The sequence below is a fragment of the Brucella sp. H1_1004 genome (assembly GCF_047308065.1).
In the GTDB taxonomy this organism is placed as follows: Bacteria; Pseudomonadota; Alphaproteobacteria; order Rhizobiales; family Rhizobiaceae; genus Brucella; species Brucella pseudogrignonensis_B.
Genome location: NZ_JAYKZA010000001.1, coordinates 1,237,656 through 1,255,026 on the forward strand (window position 1 = coordinate 1,237,656; position 17,371 = coordinate 1,255,026).

The window sequence follows — 17,371 nt, forward strand, 5'->3', positions numbered from 1 at the left end:
GGTGGGTAAACTGTTTCAGCTACTACCTTTTTAGATTGTGCAGCTTTCGTCAACCGGGTGATTTAAAGACGAACATAAAAAGTTGTGTTGTGAACTCTCGCATGCCAAATATTGTGGCTTCACTGGAAGTCGAAAGCGGAAAGCCCCGCCACCATTTCATCGAGCCCTAATGGACGCGTCAACGGTGGCTCCGCCCTTGTGATGCAGCCCTGTCGTTCACAAAGCCGACAGACCGGACCGATTTCCGTGCGCGTGGTACAGTTTTCACCATAAATTGTCTCTGCTCCTGCATCGAGCGAACAGCCGAGAAGAATGGCAGTACGTCGCGGGCGTTCATTGAAAGCCCCCTGCGGCCCTTCAAGCGTTCGCGCAATCGTCAAATAGCCGGAGCCATCGGGCAGTTCTGCTGGCTCCACCAGCACCTGCCCCGTTTGCGTGAATGCCGCATAGACTGGCAGTTTGGGGCACTGTCCGCCAAATCGCGTTGGAAACCCTTCCGCTCCCACCATATGAAGACGATTTCCAGCATGGTCAATTTCCATCAGAAAGAATGGTAACGCAGAATTACCTTGTCGTTGAAGCGTCGTAAGGCGGTTCGCTGCCTGCTGAAATGATACCCCAAAGCGCGAACGCAACACGTCGACATCATAACGCACCCGCACAGCGGTATCGCGAAATTGCCGATACGGCATCATCAGGGCCTGTGCCGCATAACGGGCCAGTTCAAAGCGCGCGATACGCTTTGCTTCACTGGACGAAAGTTTCAGCCCTTCTATTTCAGCGCCGATCATCACCTGCATACGGATAAGCGCCGCCTCCATCGCAATTTCCTGCAACTGATCAAAGAGCGACAATCGCTCCGATATAAACAGCCGCTGCGAATGCCGGTCGTAACGCCTGCGCCAGTTGGGCATGGTCGCGACGGGCAGCGTCCGCACAGTGATACCATGTTCGCGCCGCAGCCATTCTTTCAGCGCACTCGACAGGTCGCCCTCGGGCTTCAGCAGCGCGTAAAAACTTTCCGCCTCTTCTTCGATACGCGGATAATGATTGGGTCGCCGTGCCATAACATCGCGCACTTCATCAAGCGGCAACCGCGTCGCGGAAAGCTGCGCATCGCTGCCTTCGTGCGAAAGCAGTTGCGAGAGATCAGACAAGCGTTGCTGTTGCTCACGATAGGCGCGGTAAAGCTTGACGATCCCAGCGGCGGCATTCGGTGCAGCCTCGCCAATTTCCACCAATTCCTGATCGCCCGGCAATTCTCCTGTCAAAAGCGGATCAGAAAACACTTCCTTCAGGCCCGCAACTGTTGTGCCGCTTTCTGCCTGAAGACCGTCCAAATCAAGCTTGTAGACGCTAGCAAGCTTTAACAAAAGCTGCACTGTCAGCGGACGCTGATTGCGCTCAATGAGATTGAGATAAGAAGGCGAAATGCCAAGTGCTTCGGCCATGGACGTCTGCGTCAGACCGCGCTCGTTGCGGATACGCCTGATGCGTGGACCAGCAAATATCTTGCGTTCGCTCATCAGGTCCTCCAAACCAACAGTGTTGAGTTTTACAACTCGTGACAAAATAGCTGCAAAGCCCATCTATGACAATATTTACAAATTTACAGATTGCCGCAGTCAATTTCCAGACAGCGTGACTTCAATTATCGGCTCGTTTTACTGGTTTTACTGGCCGTTCAAGCTCCACAATTGTAAATCTAGTCACAGAAAGAGTGACAATAATTTGCTCTTGAAAAACTAATTAAAGCGTGAGGAGACACCGAAATGACAGATTTTTACAGCCTTATCCCTTCGGCACCCAAAGGCCGCTTTGACGGCATTGAGCGTGCGCATACAGCCGAAGATGTGAAGAGGCTGCGCGGTTCGGTGGACATTAAGTATTCGCTGGCCGAGATGGGTGCAAATCGTCTGTGGAAGCTTATTCACGAGGAAGATTTCGTCAATGCACTGGGCGCACTTTCCGGCAATCAGGCGATGCAAATGGTTCGGGCCGGATTAAAGGCGATCTATCTTTCCGGTTGGCAGGTTGCGGCGGATGCGAACACGGCTTCAGCCATGTATCCCGACCAGTCGCTTTATCCGGCTAATGCAGCCCCTGAACTCGCCAAGCGCATCAACAAGACGTTGCAGCGTGCCGACCAAATTGAAACGGCGGAAGGCAAAGGACTCTCGGTCGACACATGGTTTGCGCCAATTGTTGCCGATGCGGAAGCAGGCTTCGGTGGACCGCTGAATGCTTTCGAGATCATGAAGGCCTTCATCGAAGCGGGCGCTGCCGGTGTGCATTATGAAGACCAGCTGGCATCTGAAAAGAAGTGTGGTCATTTGGGTGGGAAGGTTTTGATACCGACTGCGGCCCATATCCGTAACCTCAATGCAGCACGCCTGGCTGCTGACGTCATGGGAACGGCCACGCTGGTTATCGCCCGTACAGATGCGGAAGCCGCCAAGCTTCTAACCTCGGATATCGACGAACGCGACCAGCCTTTCGTTGATTACGATGCTGGCCGCACAGCGGAAGGCTTCTATCAGGTGAAGAACGGCATCGAGCCATGCATTGCCCGTGCGATTGCCTATGCGCCCTATTGCGATCTGATCTGGATGGAAACGTCCAAACCCGATCTCGAACAGGCTCGTCGCTTTGCGGAAGCCGTACATAAGGCGCATCCGGGCAAGAAGCTCGCTTATAACTGCTCACCGTCGTTCAACTGGAAAAAGAACCTCGACGACGCAACGATTGCCAAGTTCCAGCGCGAGCTGGGTGCAATGGGCTATAAGTTTCAGTTCATCACGCTGGCCGGTTTCCACCAGCTCAACTTCGGAATGTTCGAACTGGCACGCGGCTACAAGGATCGTCAGATGGCAGCCTATTCCGAGCTGCAACAGGCAGAATTTGCAGCCGAAGCCAACGGCTACACTGCGACCAAACACCAGCGCGAAGTCGGCACTGGCTATTTCGATGCCGTATCACTCGCAATCACCGGCGGCCAGTCCTCGACAACCGCTATGAAGGAATCCACTGAAACAGCACAGTTCCGCCCGGCTGCGGAGTAAAAAAGGAGTTACGATAATGGCTTCGATTGCACGTGTTAAGGAAAGAGCAGAAGAGCAATCAACCTCGATGAGCACTGATCAGCAAAGCGCGATCCGTATGCTTGCCAATGACCTGCACCGCCTCAACCAGTCGGTTATGAAAGCAGTCGAGGCCGGTGTTTCCGTTGAGCTGGTCCGCTCTGCGCGTCATCATGGTGGCGAAGGCAATTGGGGTGATCTGCTAATACCAGTAATCGTTACCCGCAACCCGTGACGCTTACCATCGCAAGCTTGGTCGCCACCTTGCTTTTCACTTCGACAAGGCTGCAGCGGCGGAAAAAATTAAGGATACAAGCCGCATTTCGGTCATTTCATCCAAAGAACATATATTAGCACTTGATATACCACTTCATCCATGTTGGACTAACCCAACTGACCTCCCCGGCTGGCTCTGCCAGTCGGGTTCTTTTTTACATGAGCAGATAACCTCTCGGCTGCGGTAGATCTGGCAAATCTGTTTCGCCCAGCGCTTCACGCAGATTGATCTCAACGGTATCCGCAATCGCGCCGATCGGCAGATCATTGGGCAGCGTGCCAAAGGGTTCTTCAAGCTCATCGCCAAGCGCATCAAGGCCAAAGAAAGTATAGGCGACCAGCGTGGTCGCAAAAGGCGCTCCCCAGCCGAGCATATCTGCAAATCCAAACGGAATGAAAAAGCAAAACAAATAAGCTGTACGATGCAAAAGAAGCGTGTAGCCAAATGGTACCGGTGTAAAGCGCAACCGCTCAGAAGCTGCTTGCACCTCGGAAAGGCTGTTAACCGACGCATTCAGCGTCTGAAAATCAATCGCACCAATGTGCCCTTGACCGCGCAGCTCCGCAAGCAACACGCCAATCTTGCGTAAAATGTAATCCGGTCCATTGCGGCTGACTGCAAAGGCCTTTTGTTCATCAACACTCAGCCACTTGTGCGATTGTGCCTGACCATCCTCTGGCCGAAGATGCGGCACCATCGACTGCACGAACGCCATTCACACAATCAAGAAGCTTCGCGCGCACGCCTTGCTTACCCGGCAGTTGGTCCAATACCATTGTCTCGCGCGCAAAGCTGCGTGCCACATGGACAAGTTTACCCCAGACTTTGCGCGCCTCCCACCAGCGGTCGTAACAGGCATTGTTGCGAAAGCCCAGGAAGATGGAAGCGCGATGCCAAGCAACGCGAAAGCTGTGCTATTGTTGAATGCCGGAACCCAGCCGGGAAATGTGCGATGGGCCCAGACTACGACGAGCGACAGCAAGAAGACCGCAATGATTTGTGGCAATATCCGCGTGACAATGGAGCCTTTGAGGATAAAGAATAATTTCCACAACGGCGGACGCGAACGGACAATCGTTTCAATGCATATCCCAGAATGTTATCGGCTTTGCTCTATAGTCTTTGCCCCTCTTCGTCGACCACTACACGTAAACCCTTGATCAAATCTTGATGCTTTCTTAACAATCGCGGTCAATAAGCTCGGCATATTATATCGTTGGAAAACGCAATAAGGAGTTCTTATGTCTATTCAATCGCTTGTCGACACGGTCGCACACCGGGTCAATATCGATCAGCCGCTTGCAGAAAAATTGACCGGTTCAGTTTTTTCCGTGCTGCAACACAGCACGCCGGAAATCGGTGAAAAAGTTTTCAAGCTTTTGCCCGATGCGAAGCCTTTGGCTGAAAGCCATGACGTGCTCGCGGCTGGGAATAGCGGTGTTCTGAGCGTCTTCTCCGGGCTGATGGACACGTTTGCCGGGGAAAAGATGAGTGCATTGCTCAAAGCCGCTGCCAGCCTGCGTACAAGTGGTCTCTCGAGCGAGCAGATCACCGATGCAGGAAATCAGGTGTTTCTCTATATTCGTGACCGTGATCCAGCTCTGGTGGACCAGCTGATTATCTCGGCGCCATCTATTAAAGAGCATTTCGGACTTTAAACCGACAGCGCGCCATCAAAAAACAGACGGCGCGCACTGCAGACTATTTGAGCGTCTTTTCCAGGATCGAAAATTGTTCGTCACGTGTGACAGGCCCCATACCGCTGCCTTTCGCTGGTATGTTGCGGTTTAGGCGTACGAATACGACCCTCTCATCGCCTTTTTCTGCCCATCCAACATACCAGCCGAACTGCCGACGCCGGTCGGGCTTGCCTTTTGGACCAATTTCAAAGGCCGAGCCGGTTTTGCCATGAGCTGTCCAGCCGTTTGAAAGCTTATGGATCGGCAGAATAGCCATGGTTTTATTTATTGAAGCTTCCGAGAGCGGTAGCTTGTTATTGACCATTTTCATGAGAAAATCCGCCTGCTCATTGGGCGATATCGTCAGGGACGAGGAAATCCATGAGCGTAACATGCCATTATTTTTGCCCGGATCGCCACTCAGATCACGATTGCCGTAGTTGAGCTGGTCTGTGTATTCCTGAAACTTTTCTTTCCCGAGTTTCCGCGTAAGCTCCTGTGAGAACCAGACGACGGATTGATCTTCCCAGTAGGTCGGATCGACAGATTGTTTCCAGGATTCACGCCATGCAGGATAACCCTCCTTGTAAGGCCAGGACGGATTGTGGCTATCTTTTAATATGCCGCTTTCAAACCCCATCAGCGCCAACGGAACTTTAAAAGTTGAAGCCGGACTGTTGCGCTTGTCACAAATCGCGCCTTCTTTGGCGATGACCTCTCCGCTCTTTGCGTTAAGAATAATCATGCAAGTGAGTTTTTGATCAGCAGCCATTGCTTGGTCTTGCATAGCAAGAGTTGCAAACGAGAGACCGCCTGCAATTCCAAGCGCAACTCGAAACGATCTTTGCATTAATGAAATCTCCTGGAAAAATCAATTTGGTAATTCTTTACCGAAACATGGCGCCAAGATTACAGGAAAATGGCAATTCACACATTTATGCAATGAGCATAAAATGAATGTTGCGGAAGAGCGTCGAACATCCGACAAATGTCGCCACTGAGCAAATTTTTCTCGATATTTAATGCGGTTATTGCTCAAAGGTTATTTGTCATTGCCGCATGTCCCCGCTATCATGCACATACAAGAAATCATTTTTTTGGTGTTGGATGTCTGCTGATACGACGGAAAAGAAGGTAACGCGTGCGCCGCGTCGCCGTACCCCGCCTCATGTCAAATCGCTTCGCGGCGTGAAGAACTGGAAGCAAGCCACCGAATGGCTGGCGTGGCGTGATATCGAAGACATCGAATGCATCACACCAGATCAGGCAGGCGTTGCCCGTGGCAAGATGATGCCATCGAAAAAATTTACGTCGAACACGTCGCTGGCGCTGCCTTCGGCTGTGTTTATGACCACAATTTCGGGTGACTACCCGGAAGACGGCCATGGCTTCCAATATCCGGAAGATGATGGCGATCTGAGACTTCTTCCCGATCTGTCAACCCTTTCCGCTGTACCGTGGGAAACTGATGCGACGGCGCAGGTTATCTGCGATCTGGTCTATCAGGATGGACGTGCGGTTGAATTCACTCCGCGAAACGTGCTGCGCTCGGTCGTGGCTGCTTATAGCAAACGCGGCCTCAAGCCCGTCGTAGCCCCGGAAATCGAATTCTATCTGGTACGTAAAAACCCGGACCCGGATTATCCGCTCACCCCACCCGTTGGCCGTTCTGGCCGCGCAATTGGCGGTGGACAGGGCTATTCAATTGCGGGCGTTAACGAATTTGATGAACTCATCGACGATATTTACCATTTCTCGGAAGGCCAAGGCCTTGAGATCGATACGCTGATCCACGAAGAAGGTGCAGCCCAGCTTGAAATCAACCTGCGCCACGGTGATCCGGTTGAACTGGCCGATCAGGTCTTTTTGTTCAAACGCACAATTCGCGAAGCGGCTCTCAAGCACGATATGTATGCAACCTTCATGGCCAAGCCCATTCAGGGCCAGCCGGGATCGGCCATGCATATCCACCAGTCGATTGTCGATAAGAAAACTGGACGAAACATCTTCTCCAACGAAGACGGTTCGGAAAGCGAAGCCTTCCGCCACTTCATCGGCGGCATGCAGCGCCACGTCCCTAACGCGCTTGTGATGTTTGCGCCTTACGTGAACTCCTATCGTCGTCTGACGCCATCGGCTTCGGCTCCGGTCAATGTGAAGTGGGGTTATGACAACCGCACGACCGCATTCCGCGTGCCGCGTTCCGAACCGGGCGGTCGCCGCGTTGAAAACCGTATTCCATCGTCGGATGCAAACCCTTATCTGGCATTGGCAGCATCGCTTGCTTGCGGTCTGATTGGTCTGGTCAACAAAATCGAGGCGGATCAGCCCGCATCGACCAGCGTCAATACCAAGGAAATCGACCTGCCACGCGGCCTGATTGACGCGGTGGAGCTGTTTGAGAACGATCAGGAATTGCGCAACCTGTTTGGCAGTTCATTCGTTACGACTTACGCGGCAATCAAGCGTGCCGAGTTTGAAACCTTCATGGAAGTTATCAGCCCGTGGGAGCGCGAGTTCCTGCTGCTCAACGTCTGACCGGTTCCACATGCCACATCATCGGCCCTATCAAAGCCCCATCTCGCCCGGCATCTCCTGGTACGAAGCGAGCGTAGCGGAACGCCCGCAATATCCGGAATTGGATGGTGCACGACAGGCGGATGTCGTGATCATCGGCGGCGGATATACAGGGCTTTCTGCAGCGTATCATCTCGCCAAGCAAGGCGCAGATGTCGTTTTGATTGAAGCCGCGCGTTTTGGCGATGGAGCATCAGGGCGCAATGGTGGGCAGTTCGGCACAGGTCAGCGCACATGGGCTGAAGACCTTGAAAAGCAATATGGCTTTGAACGGGCAAAGGCACTGTTCGACGTTGCGGAAGAAGCCAAGGCGCATCTGCTTGGCTTTGCCCACGAACACAATATCGACATGGAATATATGCCCGGTCAGATTTCTGCGGCGCATAAGCCACGATATTTGAAGCACTACCGCGACCATGCGGAGCAGATGGCAACGCGCTTCAACTATCCGCATATTCGCTATGTTGAACGTGATGAAATGGCTGCACTTCTCGGCTCAAGTCGATACTACGGCGGGATCTATGATGCCGGCACGGGTCATATTCATCCGCTTAAATTGCTGATCGGTTTGGCAAGAGTTGCTGCCGAGGCTGGAGCGCATATTTTCGAGAACACCAAAGCCACCCAAATAACCACAGCAAGCGGTCGTGTGCAGGTCGAAACACCACGCGGAACGATCTCAGCAAAGCACGCATTTCTCGCGGTCAATGCGCATGGCGGTGATCTTGAACCGACGAGTGCATCCCATGTCATGCCGATCCGTTCGTTTATCGGTGCGACAGCTCCTTTGGGAGACAACAGCCCCATTATTCCGGGCGGCGAGTCAGTCGATGACTCACGCTTTGTGGTCCGCTATTTCCGCAAATCAAAAGATGGTCGCCTGCTGTTTGGCGGTCGTGAAGCCTATACGGCGGACAATCCGCGTGACATCAGCGAGCATATCCGCCGACAGATCGCCGAAATTTACCCCGCACTCGACAAAGTCGAAATCACGCAAGCATGGGGTGGCTCAGTTGGTATCACCATGCCGCGTCAGCCTTTCGTGCGCGAAGTGATGCCGGGCGTCATCTCGGCAGGCGGCTACTCCGGCCATGGCGTAATGCTCGCCAATTATATGGGCAGGCTTTATGCGGAAGCCATCTCTGGCAAGCGCGACAAGCTTAAGCTTTTTGAAGAGCTTCGTATTCCCGCCTTCCCCGGCGGACGCACACTGCGCGCACCGCTCCTGTTTGTCGCACTGTCATGGTATGCGCTGATGGATCGGCTGTGACGATTAAGAAAAGCCGATTGACAATGCGTCCCGGCAGGAATAGCAAAGCACCATGATTAAAGCGTCCATCCATACTCAGTCTTATTACGCCCCGCTCATATAGCGGTGGTTTTGCTTTGTCATAGTTCAACCGCTGCATTGCCAGCGGTTTAGTTTCAAGACGGTGCCTCTGGCGATCCAGCCATTCAGAGGTCAGTCTATGTCTTCCGACGAAAATCATCAGCATAAAACAATCGGCATTATCGGCTTTGGTGCATTCGGGCAGCTTATCGCCCGTTACCTCAGCCCATATTACCGGCTATATGCTTATGACCCTGTCGCCAGACTGGATAATGTTGCAGGCGCTCTCTCCGTAACACTTGCGACAATCGAAGACACAGCCGGTTGCGACATCGTTATTCTGGCAACACCCGTATCAACCCTTGAAGGCGTTGTTAGAGCTATCGCGCCGCATCTGCGGCCCGGTACGCTGGTTATGGATGTCGGATCGGTGAAGGTTGGCCCCGCCAATATCATGCTCAAAGGGCTGCCGGATCATGTCGATATTGTTGCCACGCATCCTTTGTTTGGCCCACAGAGCGCACGCAATGGGATTGCTGGTCTGAAGATTGCCATTTGTCCGGTTCGCGGCACGCAAGCATTTCGCATCGGTGCGTTTTTGCGAAAATATCTGGAGCTTGATGTGATCATCACAACGCCGGAGGATCATGACCGCGACGCAGCTATGGTTCAGGGATTGACCCATCTGATTGCAAAAGTGCTGGTGCAGATGGAGCCATTGCCAACGCGTATGACGACGAAGAGCTTCGATCTCATCATGCAGGCGGTTGGCATGGTGCGCCACGATGCGCCGGAGGTTTTCCATGCCATCGAACGTGCAAATGACTTTTCACCGATGGTGCGACAGCGTTTTTTTGAGCTGGCAACCACGCTTGAACAAACACTCAATGAAGCGCACTTATAAGGTTTTACCAGCCAAAGCCTTATGATGCCAATCGTTCAGATGCGCGATTTCAGATTGCATATTGGTGATAAATCTCACGGCAATGTCATCTGCGTCGCCATCTGTCGATGATGCGTTTTCATCCACGTGCACAGTTTTACCAACGGCTTTCAATTCGCAGACAAGTTGATCAAGCGCCTCGCCATGCGCCGCATATTCCGTTTTTACATCGGTAATAGAATAAGAGGTGATGGCATCACACAAGCGCTCCATCGACGTAATAACCGGATACCAGACAATGGCCTGCAAACCGGCCGGCGGCGGATCACCAAGCGTCTTTTGTAAGGTTGCTCGCATGTCTGCAAGCTTGCCATAAGCTAGCCTGCGTGCTGCAATGAGATTGACGGTTTCGTCTTTCACACCTGTCTTTTTTGAGCTGTTCAGTACCTGCCCGAGATAGTGGACGATTGCCATTCGCGCGGCGGTAAAACAGCGTTCAAAGGTGTCATATTTTCGCTTTGGCCAAATCAGATATCCAAAAACGATCACAATCAAACCACCTGTCAGCGTATCAACGAAACGCCAGATAGCATAATTGGCTTCCTTTGTTTCGGGGCTGATATAGTCTATCAGTACGAGAACAAGCGGCGTCAAAACCATGGCGAAAAAAGCATAAGACTTCTGGATTGCCCACGGTATCAAACAGGCAATACCCGTCAGGATAACAACGAATGTCACGCCAAGCGGCACGAAAACCAAGATCGCAGCACCGATCAGCACACCTGCACTGGTTCCGACGCAGCGCAAGATCGTTCTTCCAAAAACAGAACCCAGATCTGGACGCATGACGATCACAATAGTCATCGGTATCCAGTACCAATGCGTTACACGGTCAACAAAATGAAATGAAAGCCCAATCCCCAAACAGATTGCAAGCGCCAAGGCCGACACGATCGTGTCTTTGCCGACACTCATAATATCAACTGTCATCCGTAAGCGTTCGAAAATCGTCGCGCTTTGCGGCGTCTGCACATTCATGTTGTTTAGGACAAAAGCACGTTTATTCGTGATACTTTCAGCAAGCTGACCAACGGCACTCCCCACTCGTCCAGCATCATTGACAATTTTCTGTCGATCAATACTGCCTTTGACTGACAACATCTCGTGCATGAGAGCAAGATTACTGGCTGCTTTACTCAGGACTTCACTCTTATCTGTGCCCAAAATGAGAGTAAAAAGCGCATCAGCTTTCTGGACGATTGCAGCCGTTTGCTCACTCTGCGGACTGGTTCCCCATGCATTGAAACGCGTGTGCATCATCATCTGATAGAGTGCATCAAGCAATGTCGTAACCTGTTCGCGATCAGCCTCGACCATTGTGCCATTTGCGCGCGATTGCGCCAGATTTTGCAATGCCGCAAGCAATTTTGTCAGCAATTTACGACGTGGAGAACTTCCGCTGCAAATCGCCTCAATGCCAAGCAAAAGCGCATAAAAAGCTGATCCAAGAATGAAGAAACCAGCGAGTGGAATGAACGACTTGATATCCGGATTGCACAAAGCAATCGTGCCGAACATCAAAATCATCATGCAACCTGACGCCAATACGCTGCTATGAAAACTGATGATGGTCGAGAAAAATGCGAGCACCATCATAATGCCAATAATGGCAATCCACGGCAGAAAGCCCAGATATCCAAGCAGCAACCCAATGGCACCGCAAAGTGCCGACATAGCAATTTTAAGAAATGTAAACTGATAAGCTTCGTCGCGCTCACCGGGTGCCTGTGTCAGTGACCCCATTGAAACGAAAAGCGATTCAGCGACATGCCCCGTCGCGATGCCTATTGCCAGCGGTAAACCAACGCCAATTCCAGCACGTATTGAACGCCCCCACACCCATTTTGCAGGTTTGAACGCCAGAAGCTGCTTCCACCAATCTCTGTTGGCGTGATTGGCGACGGTGTTTCGCATCTAAACTCGCTTGGTCTTGATTGAACTTTCAACCTAATAAGTCACATTGCAACTTAGACATATGAAATGTTTATTGCGACCCTAAAAGGCATGGTCACACAAGTAATTTAACCCAAGAATGCGAGGATAAGTAAATGAATCGCGATACGCTTTTCCTTCTAACACCCGGCTTTGAAGATCCGGCATATCCTAACCAGAAATTTTACTGCGAGCATTGTGCGTTGATGGAAGGCGTGCTGGCTTCCTTTCCGCAACTCGGCAAAAACCTCGACATCAAGCGCATCGACTGGCCAAGACCACGGCCTGATGTGATCGCGCTTGTTGGGGAAGAAAACCAATCCTTGCCTTTGTTGGTCTTGGCGAAGGGCCAGCGTTCGCTCCACCAGACGGGTGGGTATGCAGGCAGAACATTCATTTCCAACAAAGATGCGATCATCGCAGCTCTTTCTGAGCGACATGATTTCCCTAATCCACATCCATAAGTAAACGCGAACACACGCGTGCGCTGCGACGCGATTGAAGCATCCGGCACACGCATTTGTGACTGGTAGCTTCAAACTCCCTCTTTCCTTTTCCGGTTTTCGCTCCATCTTAGCTCTCCTGCCGACTCGACACTTTTCGCAGGACAAAGAGCGCTGCTCTTCATGAAGCTTCTTAAAAGCTTTGATCATAGTCTTCGTCCGAATATCGAGCGGTCATAAACAAGATTTCAGATTGAGTGACACCTACCAATGTGCACTCACACCCAAACACAACAAGGAGCAACCTCATGGTCGTAAAAGCCTATGGTGCTTATGCCGGTGACAAGCCACTTGAAGCGATCGACATTACCCGCCGCGCGCCGGGTGCAGACGATGTGCAGATCGCAATCGCTTATTGCGGCGTCTGCCATTCTGACCTGCATCAGGTACGTTCGGAATGGGCAGGAACAGTCTATCCTTGCGTTCCTGGCCACGAAATCGTCGGCCACGTGACCGCCGTAGGCGCGAATGTCAGTAAGTTCAAGGTTGGCGATACCGTCGGCGTCGGATGCATGGTCGATAGCTGCCAGCATTGCTATGCCTGCGATGACGGGCTGGAACAATACTGCGAACACGGCTTCACCGGCACCTACAATTCGCCCACGTCCGATGCACCGGGCCATACACTCGGTGGCTATTCGCAGCAGATCGTTGTGAAAGACAAATTCGTTCTGAAGATCAGCCACCCGAAGGAACAGCTTGCAGCGGTTGCACCGCTGCTATGCGCAGGCATCACCACATGGTCACCACTGCGTCACTGGCGCGTTGGTCCGGGCATGAAGGTCGGCATCGTCGGCATTGGTGGCCTTGGCCATATGGGTATCAAGCTTGCCCATGCGCTTGGTGCTCATACGGTGGCTTTCACAACATCCGAGAGCAAGCGTGAAGATGCCAAAGCACTCGGTGCGGACGAAGTGATCGTATCGCGCAACGAAGAAGAGATGAAAGCGCATGCAAACAGCTTCGACTTCATCCTCAACACCGTTGCAGCCAGCCATAATCTCGATGCCTTCACACAGCTTCTGAAGCGTGATGGCACCCTGACACTGGTTGGCGTGCCTGAACATGCGCATCCGTCGCCAAACGTGGCTGCGCTTATCTTCAAGCGCCGTTCGATTGCCGGTTCGCTGATTGGCGGCATTGCCGAAACGCAGGAAATGCTCGATTTCTGCGCTGAAAAAGGCATCGTTTCCGACATCGAAATGATTGCTATTCAGGATATCGAAAATGCCTATGAACGTATGCTGAAGAGCGATGTGAAGTACCGTTTCGTCATCGACAGTGCGACGCTCGCAGCATAACGAACTAAAAATGGCCCGGTTTTTCCGGGCCGTTTGATTCATACGGGTATTTCAGAAACCTGTTTCACAGTCTGGCTCGGAACGTCGGTTTTCAAGCTTTGAACGCCTTTGATGCGGCTCAAATGCTCGGACTGGAACCGGCGATAATCTTCAATATCTGCCGCCACGACGCGGATCATCGCATCAAAATCCCCCAGCATGAAATAGCACTCTACCACCTGCGGTAGTTTAAGAATTGCCTTGGCGAAGGTTTGCAGCGTTTCCTCATCCTGCTGGTCGAGACGAATGCGCACAAAGAAGGTCAGCCCTTTGCCGATCTTGGCTGGATTAAGCACCGCAACATAGCGATCAATCACCCCCGCCTCTTCTAAAAGTCGCACGCGACGCAAACAGGGCGAAGGCGACAGCCCTACCTCGCGCGCTAAATCATTGTTCGCAATACGGCCATTGCGCTGAAGCACGCGAAGAATCCGTCTATCGATATCATCCAGCTTCATTGGCTCTCAGTTCCATTTTTGCAAATATTATTGGCATTTTGTGCCAAATATTGATGCAAAAGAGCGATCTTTGCAACCCGATTGCGTGAAAGATTGGCTACATTGCCCATCGATCAGGCAGATCACGCAATGCATGAGGGGCAGCCTAGAGGCCCGCCAACGGAATTTATATGGATATTTCGCAAGACTACGCACCGCAGAAAAGCAAGACTGCTCGCAACTCCGAATTTCGCCGGGGTGCAGTGGCTGGATTTCCAGTTCTGCTCGGCATCATTCCTTATGCGGTGGTTCTCGGTGCGCTTGCTACACAGAAAGGTTTGAGTGTCGCTGAAGTTCCAATGATGACCGGCCTCAACTTTGCGGGCGGCTCGGAATTCGCAGCGATCCAGCTCTGGACGTCTCCACCGCATATTCTGCTGATTGCCGCGATTACCTTTCTGGTCAACAGCCGTCATCTGCTGATGGGGGCAGCGCTTGCTCCGTTCATCCGCCATCTGCCTAAGCGCAAGGCTTTCGCAACGCTGTTTCTGATGTGCGATGAAAGCTGGGCTATCGGCATTGCCGACGCCAGACGCCGCAAGGCTAAAGGTATCAATCCAGCTCTCAGCCTGAAATTTTATGCTGGCGTTGCGGTCCCGTTTTACATCGCATGGGTATTTTTCACCACGCTCGGCGCTGCCTTTGGCCCGATGATGGGAGATTTGCGTCCCTATGGCTTTGACATGGCGTTTCCAGCTGTCTTCCTCGTGCTGCTTGCAGGCATGTGGAAAGGTGTTGCCCCAGCCCGCCCATGGCTCGTCAGCCTTGTTGTGGCAGCAACAACCTACCTGACTATTCCCGGCGCGTGGTATGTCGCAGCTGGTGCAGTATCCGGCCTGATTGCAGCTTATGTTCTCGCAGGTGACGATAATGATTGATCCAATAGCCGTTCTTGCCATTCTTGCGATGGCCAGCGTTACCTATCTCACGCGCATCGGTGGCTATATTCTGTTGCGCAACCGTACGCTCAGCAAGCGCGCCACAGCCGTTATGGAGGCAGCACCCGGCTGCGTGCTGATTTCGGTTATTGCGCCTGATTTCGTATCCGACAAACCGGCTGATCTCGCAGCGCTCGCGGTCACTATTCTGGCGGCCACTCGCTTTTCAATGCTGCCAACGGTCATCATCGGTATCTGCTCAGCTGGCTTTTTCCGCTATCTGATGGGCTAATTTGACGACGCCAGCTCGTCCAAAATCCATTCGCGAAACGCACGGATTTTGGGCATATTCTTGCGTGCTTTAGGATAAACCAGCCAATAGGCCTGTCCATCATCACAAAGAAGGTCAAAGGGTTGGATCAATTGTCCTGATGCCAATTCAGCCGCATGAAAGGCAGGTGTCAGGATGCCAACGCCCTGCCCGGCAGCGGCTGCGCGTCCTTCAAGATGCTGCGCGCCATAACGGCTAAATGCATTGCCTTGTATTTTCGGGTCTTCAATTCCAGCAGCCTTGTACCAGATTTTCCACCATGGATCGGTGGGATCGACAGCGCGAAGACGCAATAGGTCAGCAGGTTCTTTAATACCTCCGACCGCCTCTATCAGCTTAGGACTGAGCATCGGCGAGAACTGCGCTTTGATAAGCTCGTGCGAGATCATACCGGGCCATTCCCCTCGACCGCTGCGTATGGCTAGATCGACATTTGACGTCGCGAAATCGATTATGTCATTCGATGTATCCAGCCGCACGGCCAGCGCCGGATGCTGCATCTGAAATGATCCCAACCGCTGCACAAGCCAGTTGGCTGCAAACGTCACCACAGCGCTGATCGTCAACACGCCTTGCGTATCTTCGCGTGCAGATGCAAAGGCGGCCCGCATAGCTTCAAAAGCATCATTGATAGCAGGGGCAAGACGCTTGCCCAACTCGGTCAATTCCACCTGACGCGGCTTGCGTAGAAACAGCGGCGCGCCAACACGTTCTTCGAGCAATTTTATCTGATAGCTAACGGCCGCCTGCGTCATGCCAAGCTCTTCTGCCGCACGCGTAAAACTCGCATGGCGGGAAGCAGATTCAAAAACACGAATTGCTGAGAGCGGCGGCAGGGCTTTTGACATAAAACATAAGTTCTCCTTATGCATTATAATTGACGTTCAATTGGAAAACAACGCGTTTTTCCGACATAAGCATAGGCAGAATTTAATCGAGAGCCGAGTTTCCCACTCGGCCTTAAACTTAGAAAAATCGAGACCGACCATGCGTGATGTTGAGATCAACTCGTCAGCGATTGCTGCCGCTTGCCCTGCAAAAAAAGCGTCTTCCGGCCTGCGTGCATGGATTGCAGGTTTGTTCAAGCGGAAGCAAAATCCTTACGTCATCAGCGAACATTCGCCAGAATATTTGCTACGTGATGTGGGTATGAAAGAGGGTCGACCATCCCGGTTTGACCGTGCCGGACACAAGCTGCCCGAATGGTGAAAGTGGTTTGTTTTTACGCATTATCTTAAGCAAAACCGCTGCGCACTTTTGCTGGAAATGCTTTTAGCCACTAACCACCGCAAAACCACGCGCTTTCAAACCGCGCCGGTCCTCGCGCAAATTATCGATCAGGCGCGACCGGCTTCCTCCGAGATGCGCTGTCATTAAAGCCGTCGCTTGCGACGCATCACCGTCCCGCACTGCATCCAGAATTGCGTGATGTTGCTGCCAGGCACGCGCCAGCGCATCCGCATCACGCACTTCAAGCCAACGCGCCCGCGATAGTCGCTGCATAGCATCGCGAACACCACGGCTCAAAAATTCATTGCCGGAAAGTCGTGCGAGTTCGATGTGAAAATCCATGCCCACACGATGCCATTCCTCGCGCGTGCTTGTGGCATCGCAACTGTTGAGCATTTCAGCGATTGTCTCGACACCAATGCGATCTTCAAGTGCGCAGGTGACTTTCAAAGCGGCAATTTCCAACGCCTCGCGATAGACACCGATCTGTTCAATCTCCGCGAGATTGATCGGTGACACGGTCCAGCCGCGCCCTTCCCGCCCGACAAGCCCTTCCGCCTCAAGACGCAAGAGCGCTGCCCGGATCGGCGTACGCGAAGCATTAAACTGCGCTTCAATCGCTCGTTCGGTCAGCCGCTCGCCCGGCCCCAGCTCAAGCCCAAGGATCATATCGCGAAGCTGCTCTTCGACTTGACGCATCTGTGACATAGGACCCTCAATAATTCTCGCGCGTGACTGATTGACAAGCGCTCGGGACAGGCGCATGTGTGTATT

General features: G+C 52.5%; 17 protein-coding genes and 1 pseudogene. 11 read left to right on the forward strand and 7 right to left on the reverse strand.

The window, feature by feature from the left end; all coding sequences use genetic code 11:
• Positions 1–119 precede the first annotated feature (119 nt).
• A complete protein-coding gene (locus U2P60_RS05930; RefSeq protein ID WP_413571774.1) occupies positions 120–1,526 on the reverse strand; it encodes a helix-turn-helix domain-containing protein in 1,407 nt (468 codons plus the stop codon).
• A gap of 246 nt (positions 1,527–1,772) precedes the next feature.
• On the opposite strand from U2P60_RS05930, the gene aceA reads away from it, so the two are divergent.
• Both aceA and U2P60_RS05940 read left to right on the forward strand, forming a co-directional pair.
• Positions 1,773–3,062 carry an isocitrate lyase gene (aceA, locus tag U2P60_RS05935; protein ID WP_413571776.1) on the forward strand — a complete coding sequence of 430 codons (1,290 nt, stop codon included), beginning with the start codon at positions 1,773–1,775 and terminating at the stop codon, positions 3,060–3,062.
• Between the two features lie 16 nt (positions 3,063–3,078).
• Positions 3,079–3,315, forward strand: a complete 237-nt coding sequence (locus U2P60_RS05940; RefSeq protein ID WP_313829722.1) for a hypothetical protein — start codon at positions 3,079–3,081, stop codon at positions 3,313–3,315.
• A 196-nt stretch (positions 3,316–3,511) separates the two neighbouring features.
• Here the strand turns inward: U2P60_RS05940 and U2P60_RS05945 are convergent.
• A pseudogene (locus tag U2P60_RS05945) lies at positions 3,512–4,432 on the reverse strand (bestrophin family protein).
• A 166-nt stretch (positions 4,433–4,598) separates the two neighbouring features.
• Between U2P60_RS05945 and U2P60_RS05950 the strand changes: the two are divergent.
• Complete coding sequence (locus U2P60_RS05950) at positions 4,599–5,015, forward strand: DUF2267 domain-containing protein (RefSeq protein WP_413571777.1); 417 nt, start codon at positions 4,599–4,601, stop codon at positions 5,013–5,015.
• 43 nt (positions 5,016–5,058) lie between these two features.
• On the opposite strand, the gene blaOXA is transcribed toward U2P60_RS05950, so the two are convergent.
• Positions 5,059–5,886 (reverse strand): OXA-919 family class D beta-lactamase, encoded by an 828-nt coding sequence (gene blaOXA, locus U2P60_RS05955; RefSeq protein ID WP_413571779.1) that lies wholly within the window; start codon positions 5,884–5,886, stop codon positions 5,059–5,061.
• 257 nt (positions 5,887–6,143) lie between these two features.
• On the opposite strand from blaOXA, the gene U2P60_RS05960 reads away from it, so the two are divergent.
• The 3 genes from U2P60_RS05960 to U2P60_RS05970 all read left to right on the forward strand — a co-directional run bounded on the left by U2P60_RS05960 (position 6,144) and on the right by U2P60_RS05970 (position 9,847).
• Positions 6,144–7,574, forward strand: a complete 1,431-nt coding sequence (locus U2P60_RS05960; RefSeq protein ID WP_313829729.1) for a glutamine synthetase family protein — start codon at positions 6,144–6,146, stop codon at positions 7,572–7,574.
• A 10-nt stretch (positions 7,575–7,584) separates the two neighbouring features.
• A complete protein-coding gene (locus U2P60_RS05965) occupies positions 7,585–8,883 on the forward strand; it encodes an NAD(P)/FAD-dependent oxidoreductase (RefSeq protein ID WP_413571781.1) in 1,299 nt (432 codons plus the stop codon).
• Positions 8,884–9,082: 199 nt separating this feature from the next.
• Positions 9,083–9,847 carry a prephenate dehydrogenase/arogenate dehydrogenase family protein gene (locus U2P60_RS05970; protein ID WP_413571782.1) on the forward strand — a complete coding sequence of 255 codons (765 nt, stop codon included), beginning with the start codon at positions 9,083–9,085 and terminating at the stop codon, positions 9,845–9,847.
• Here U2P60_RS05970 and U2P60_RS05975 read toward each other — a convergent pair.
• On the reverse strand, positions 9,842–11,800 hold the full coding sequence (locus U2P60_RS05975) for an FUSC family protein (RefSeq protein ID WP_413571783.1): 1,959 nt from the start codon (positions 11,798–11,800) through the stop codon (positions 9,842–9,844). The two genes, U2P60_RS05970 and U2P60_RS05975, sit on opposite strands and share 6 nt — an antisense overlap.
• Before the next feature lie 134 nt (positions 11,801–11,934).
• Between U2P60_RS05975 and U2P60_RS05980 the strand changes: the two genes are divergently transcribed.
• The gene (locus U2P60_RS05980; RefSeq protein WP_413571785.1) at positions 11,935–12,282 is read left to right on the forward strand and encodes a DUF3088 domain-containing protein; all 348 of its coding nucleotides are present in this window, start codon (positions 11,935–11,937) and stop codon (positions 12,280–12,282) included.
• A gap of 287 nt (positions 12,283–12,569) precedes the next feature.
• A complete protein-coding gene (locus U2P60_RS05985; RefSeq protein WP_413571786.1) occupies positions 12,570–13,622 on the forward strand; it encodes an NAD(P)-dependent alcohol dehydrogenase in 1,053 nt (350 codons plus the stop codon).
• Between the two features lie 38 nt (positions 13,623–13,660).
• Here U2P60_RS05985 and U2P60_RS05990 read toward each other — a convergent pair whose 3' ends face one another.
• Positions 13,661–14,119: an Lrp/AsnC family transcriptional regulator gene (locus U2P60_RS05990; protein WP_094508151.1), complete on the reverse strand. Its 459-nt coding sequence runs from the start codon at positions 14,117–14,119 to the stop codon at positions 13,661–13,663.
• Positions 14,120–14,289: 170 nt separating this feature from the next.
• Between U2P60_RS05990 and U2P60_RS05995 the strand changes: the two genes are divergently transcribed.
• Both U2P60_RS05995 and U2P60_RS06000 read left to right on the forward strand, forming a co-directional pair.
• Positions 14,290–15,036, forward strand: coding sequence for an AzlC family ABC transporter permease (locus U2P60_RS05995; protein WP_413571788.1), 747 nt, complete (start codon positions 14,290–14,292; stop codon positions 15,034–15,036).
• Positions 15,029–15,328, forward strand: coding sequence for an AzlD family protein (locus tag U2P60_RS06000; RefSeq protein ID WP_313829740.1), 300 nt, complete (start codon positions 15,029–15,031; stop codon positions 15,326–15,328). The genes U2P60_RS05995 and U2P60_RS06000 overlap by 8 nt, the downstream gene beginning before the upstream one ends.
• Here the strand turns inward: U2P60_RS06000 and gcvA are convergent.
• Entirely contained in the window at positions 15,325–16,215 is an 891-nt protein-coding gene (gcvA, locus tag U2P60_RS06005) for a transcriptional regulator GcvA (protein WP_413571789.1), read from the reverse strand. The two genes, U2P60_RS06000 and gcvA, sit on opposite strands and share 4 nt — an antisense overlap.
• A gap of 139 nt (positions 16,216–16,354) precedes the next feature.
• On the opposite strand from gcvA, the gene U2P60_RS06010 reads away from it, so the two are divergent.
• Positions 16,355–16,576 (forward strand): hypothetical protein, encoded by a 222-nt coding sequence (locus U2P60_RS06010; RefSeq protein ID WP_313829742.1) that lies wholly within the window; start codon positions 16,355–16,357, stop codon positions 16,574–16,576.
• Between the two features lie 63 nt (positions 16,577–16,639).
• On the opposite strand, the gene U2P60_RS06015 is transcribed toward U2P60_RS06010, so the two are convergent.
• A complete protein-coding gene (locus tag U2P60_RS06015; protein ID WP_413572006.1) occupies positions 16,640–17,305 on the reverse strand; it encodes a GntR family transcriptional regulator in 666 nt (221 codons plus the stop codon).
• Positions 17,306–17,371 lie beyond the last annotated feature (66 nt).

Bases quoted from the DNA above. Each gene is read 5' to 3' on its own strand.
- U2P60_RS05930 (WP_413571774.1), bottom strand. From the start codon at position 1,526: ATGAGCGAACGCAAGATATTTGCTGGTCCACGCATCAGGCGTATCCGC.
- aceA (WP_413571776.1), top strand. From the start codon at position 1,773: ATGACAGATTTTTACAGCCTTATCCCTTCGGCACCCAAAGGCCGCTTT.
- U2P60_RS05940 (WP_313829722.1), top strand. From the start codon at position 3,079: ATGGCTTCGATTGCACGTGTTAAGGAAAGAGCAGAAGAGCAATCAACC.
- U2P60_RS05950 (WP_413571777.1), top strand. From the start codon at position 4,599: ATGTCTATTCAATCGCTTGTCGACACGGTCGCACACCGGGTCAATATC.
- blaOXA (WP_413571779.1), bottom strand. From the start codon at position 5,886: ATGCAAAGATCGTTTCGAGTTGCGCTTGGAATTGCAGGCGGTCTCTCG.
- U2P60_RS05960 (WP_313829729.1), top strand. From the start codon at position 6,144: ATGTCTGCTGATACGACGGAAAAGAAGGTAACGCGTGCGCCGCGTCGC.
- U2P60_RS05965 (WP_413571781.1), top strand. From the start codon at position 7,585: ATGCCACATCATCGGCCCTATCAAAGCCCCATCTCGCCCGGCATCTCC.
- U2P60_RS05970 (WP_413571782.1), top strand. From the start codon at position 9,083: ATGTCTTCCGACGAAAATCATCAGCATAAAACAATCGGCATTATCGGC.
- U2P60_RS05975 (WP_413571783.1), bottom strand. From the start codon at position 11,800: ATGCGAAACACCGTCGCCAATCACGCCAACAGAGATTGGTGGAAGCAG.
- U2P60_RS05980 (WP_413571785.1), top strand. From the start codon at position 11,935: ATGAATCGCGATACGCTTTTCCTTCTAACACCCGGCTTTGAAGATCCG.
- U2P60_RS05985 (WP_413571786.1), top strand. From the start codon at position 12,570: ATGGTCGTAAAAGCCTATGGTGCTTATGCCGGTGACAAGCCACTTGAA.
- U2P60_RS05990 (WP_094508151.1), bottom strand. From the start codon at position 14,119: ATGAAGCTGGATGATATCGATAGACGGATTCTTCGCGTGCTTCAGCGC.
- U2P60_RS05995 (WP_413571788.1), top strand. From the start codon at position 14,290: ATGGATATTTCGCAAGACTACGCACCGCAGAAAAGCAAGACTGCTCGC.
- U2P60_RS06000 (WP_313829740.1), top strand. From the start codon at position 15,029: ATGATTGATCCAATAGCCGTTCTTGCCATTCTTGCGATGGCCAGCGTT.
- gcvA (WP_413571789.1), bottom strand. From the start codon at position 16,215: ATGTCAAAAGCCCTGCCGCCGCTCTCAGCAATTCGTGTTTTTGAATCT.
- U2P60_RS06010 (WP_313829742.1), top strand. From the start codon at position 16,355: ATGCGTGATGTTGAGATCAACTCGTCAGCGATTGCTGCCGCTTGCCCT.
- U2P60_RS06015 (WP_413572006.1), bottom strand. From the start codon at position 17,305: ATGTCACAGATGCGTCAAGTCGAAGAGCAGCTTCGCGATATGATCCTT.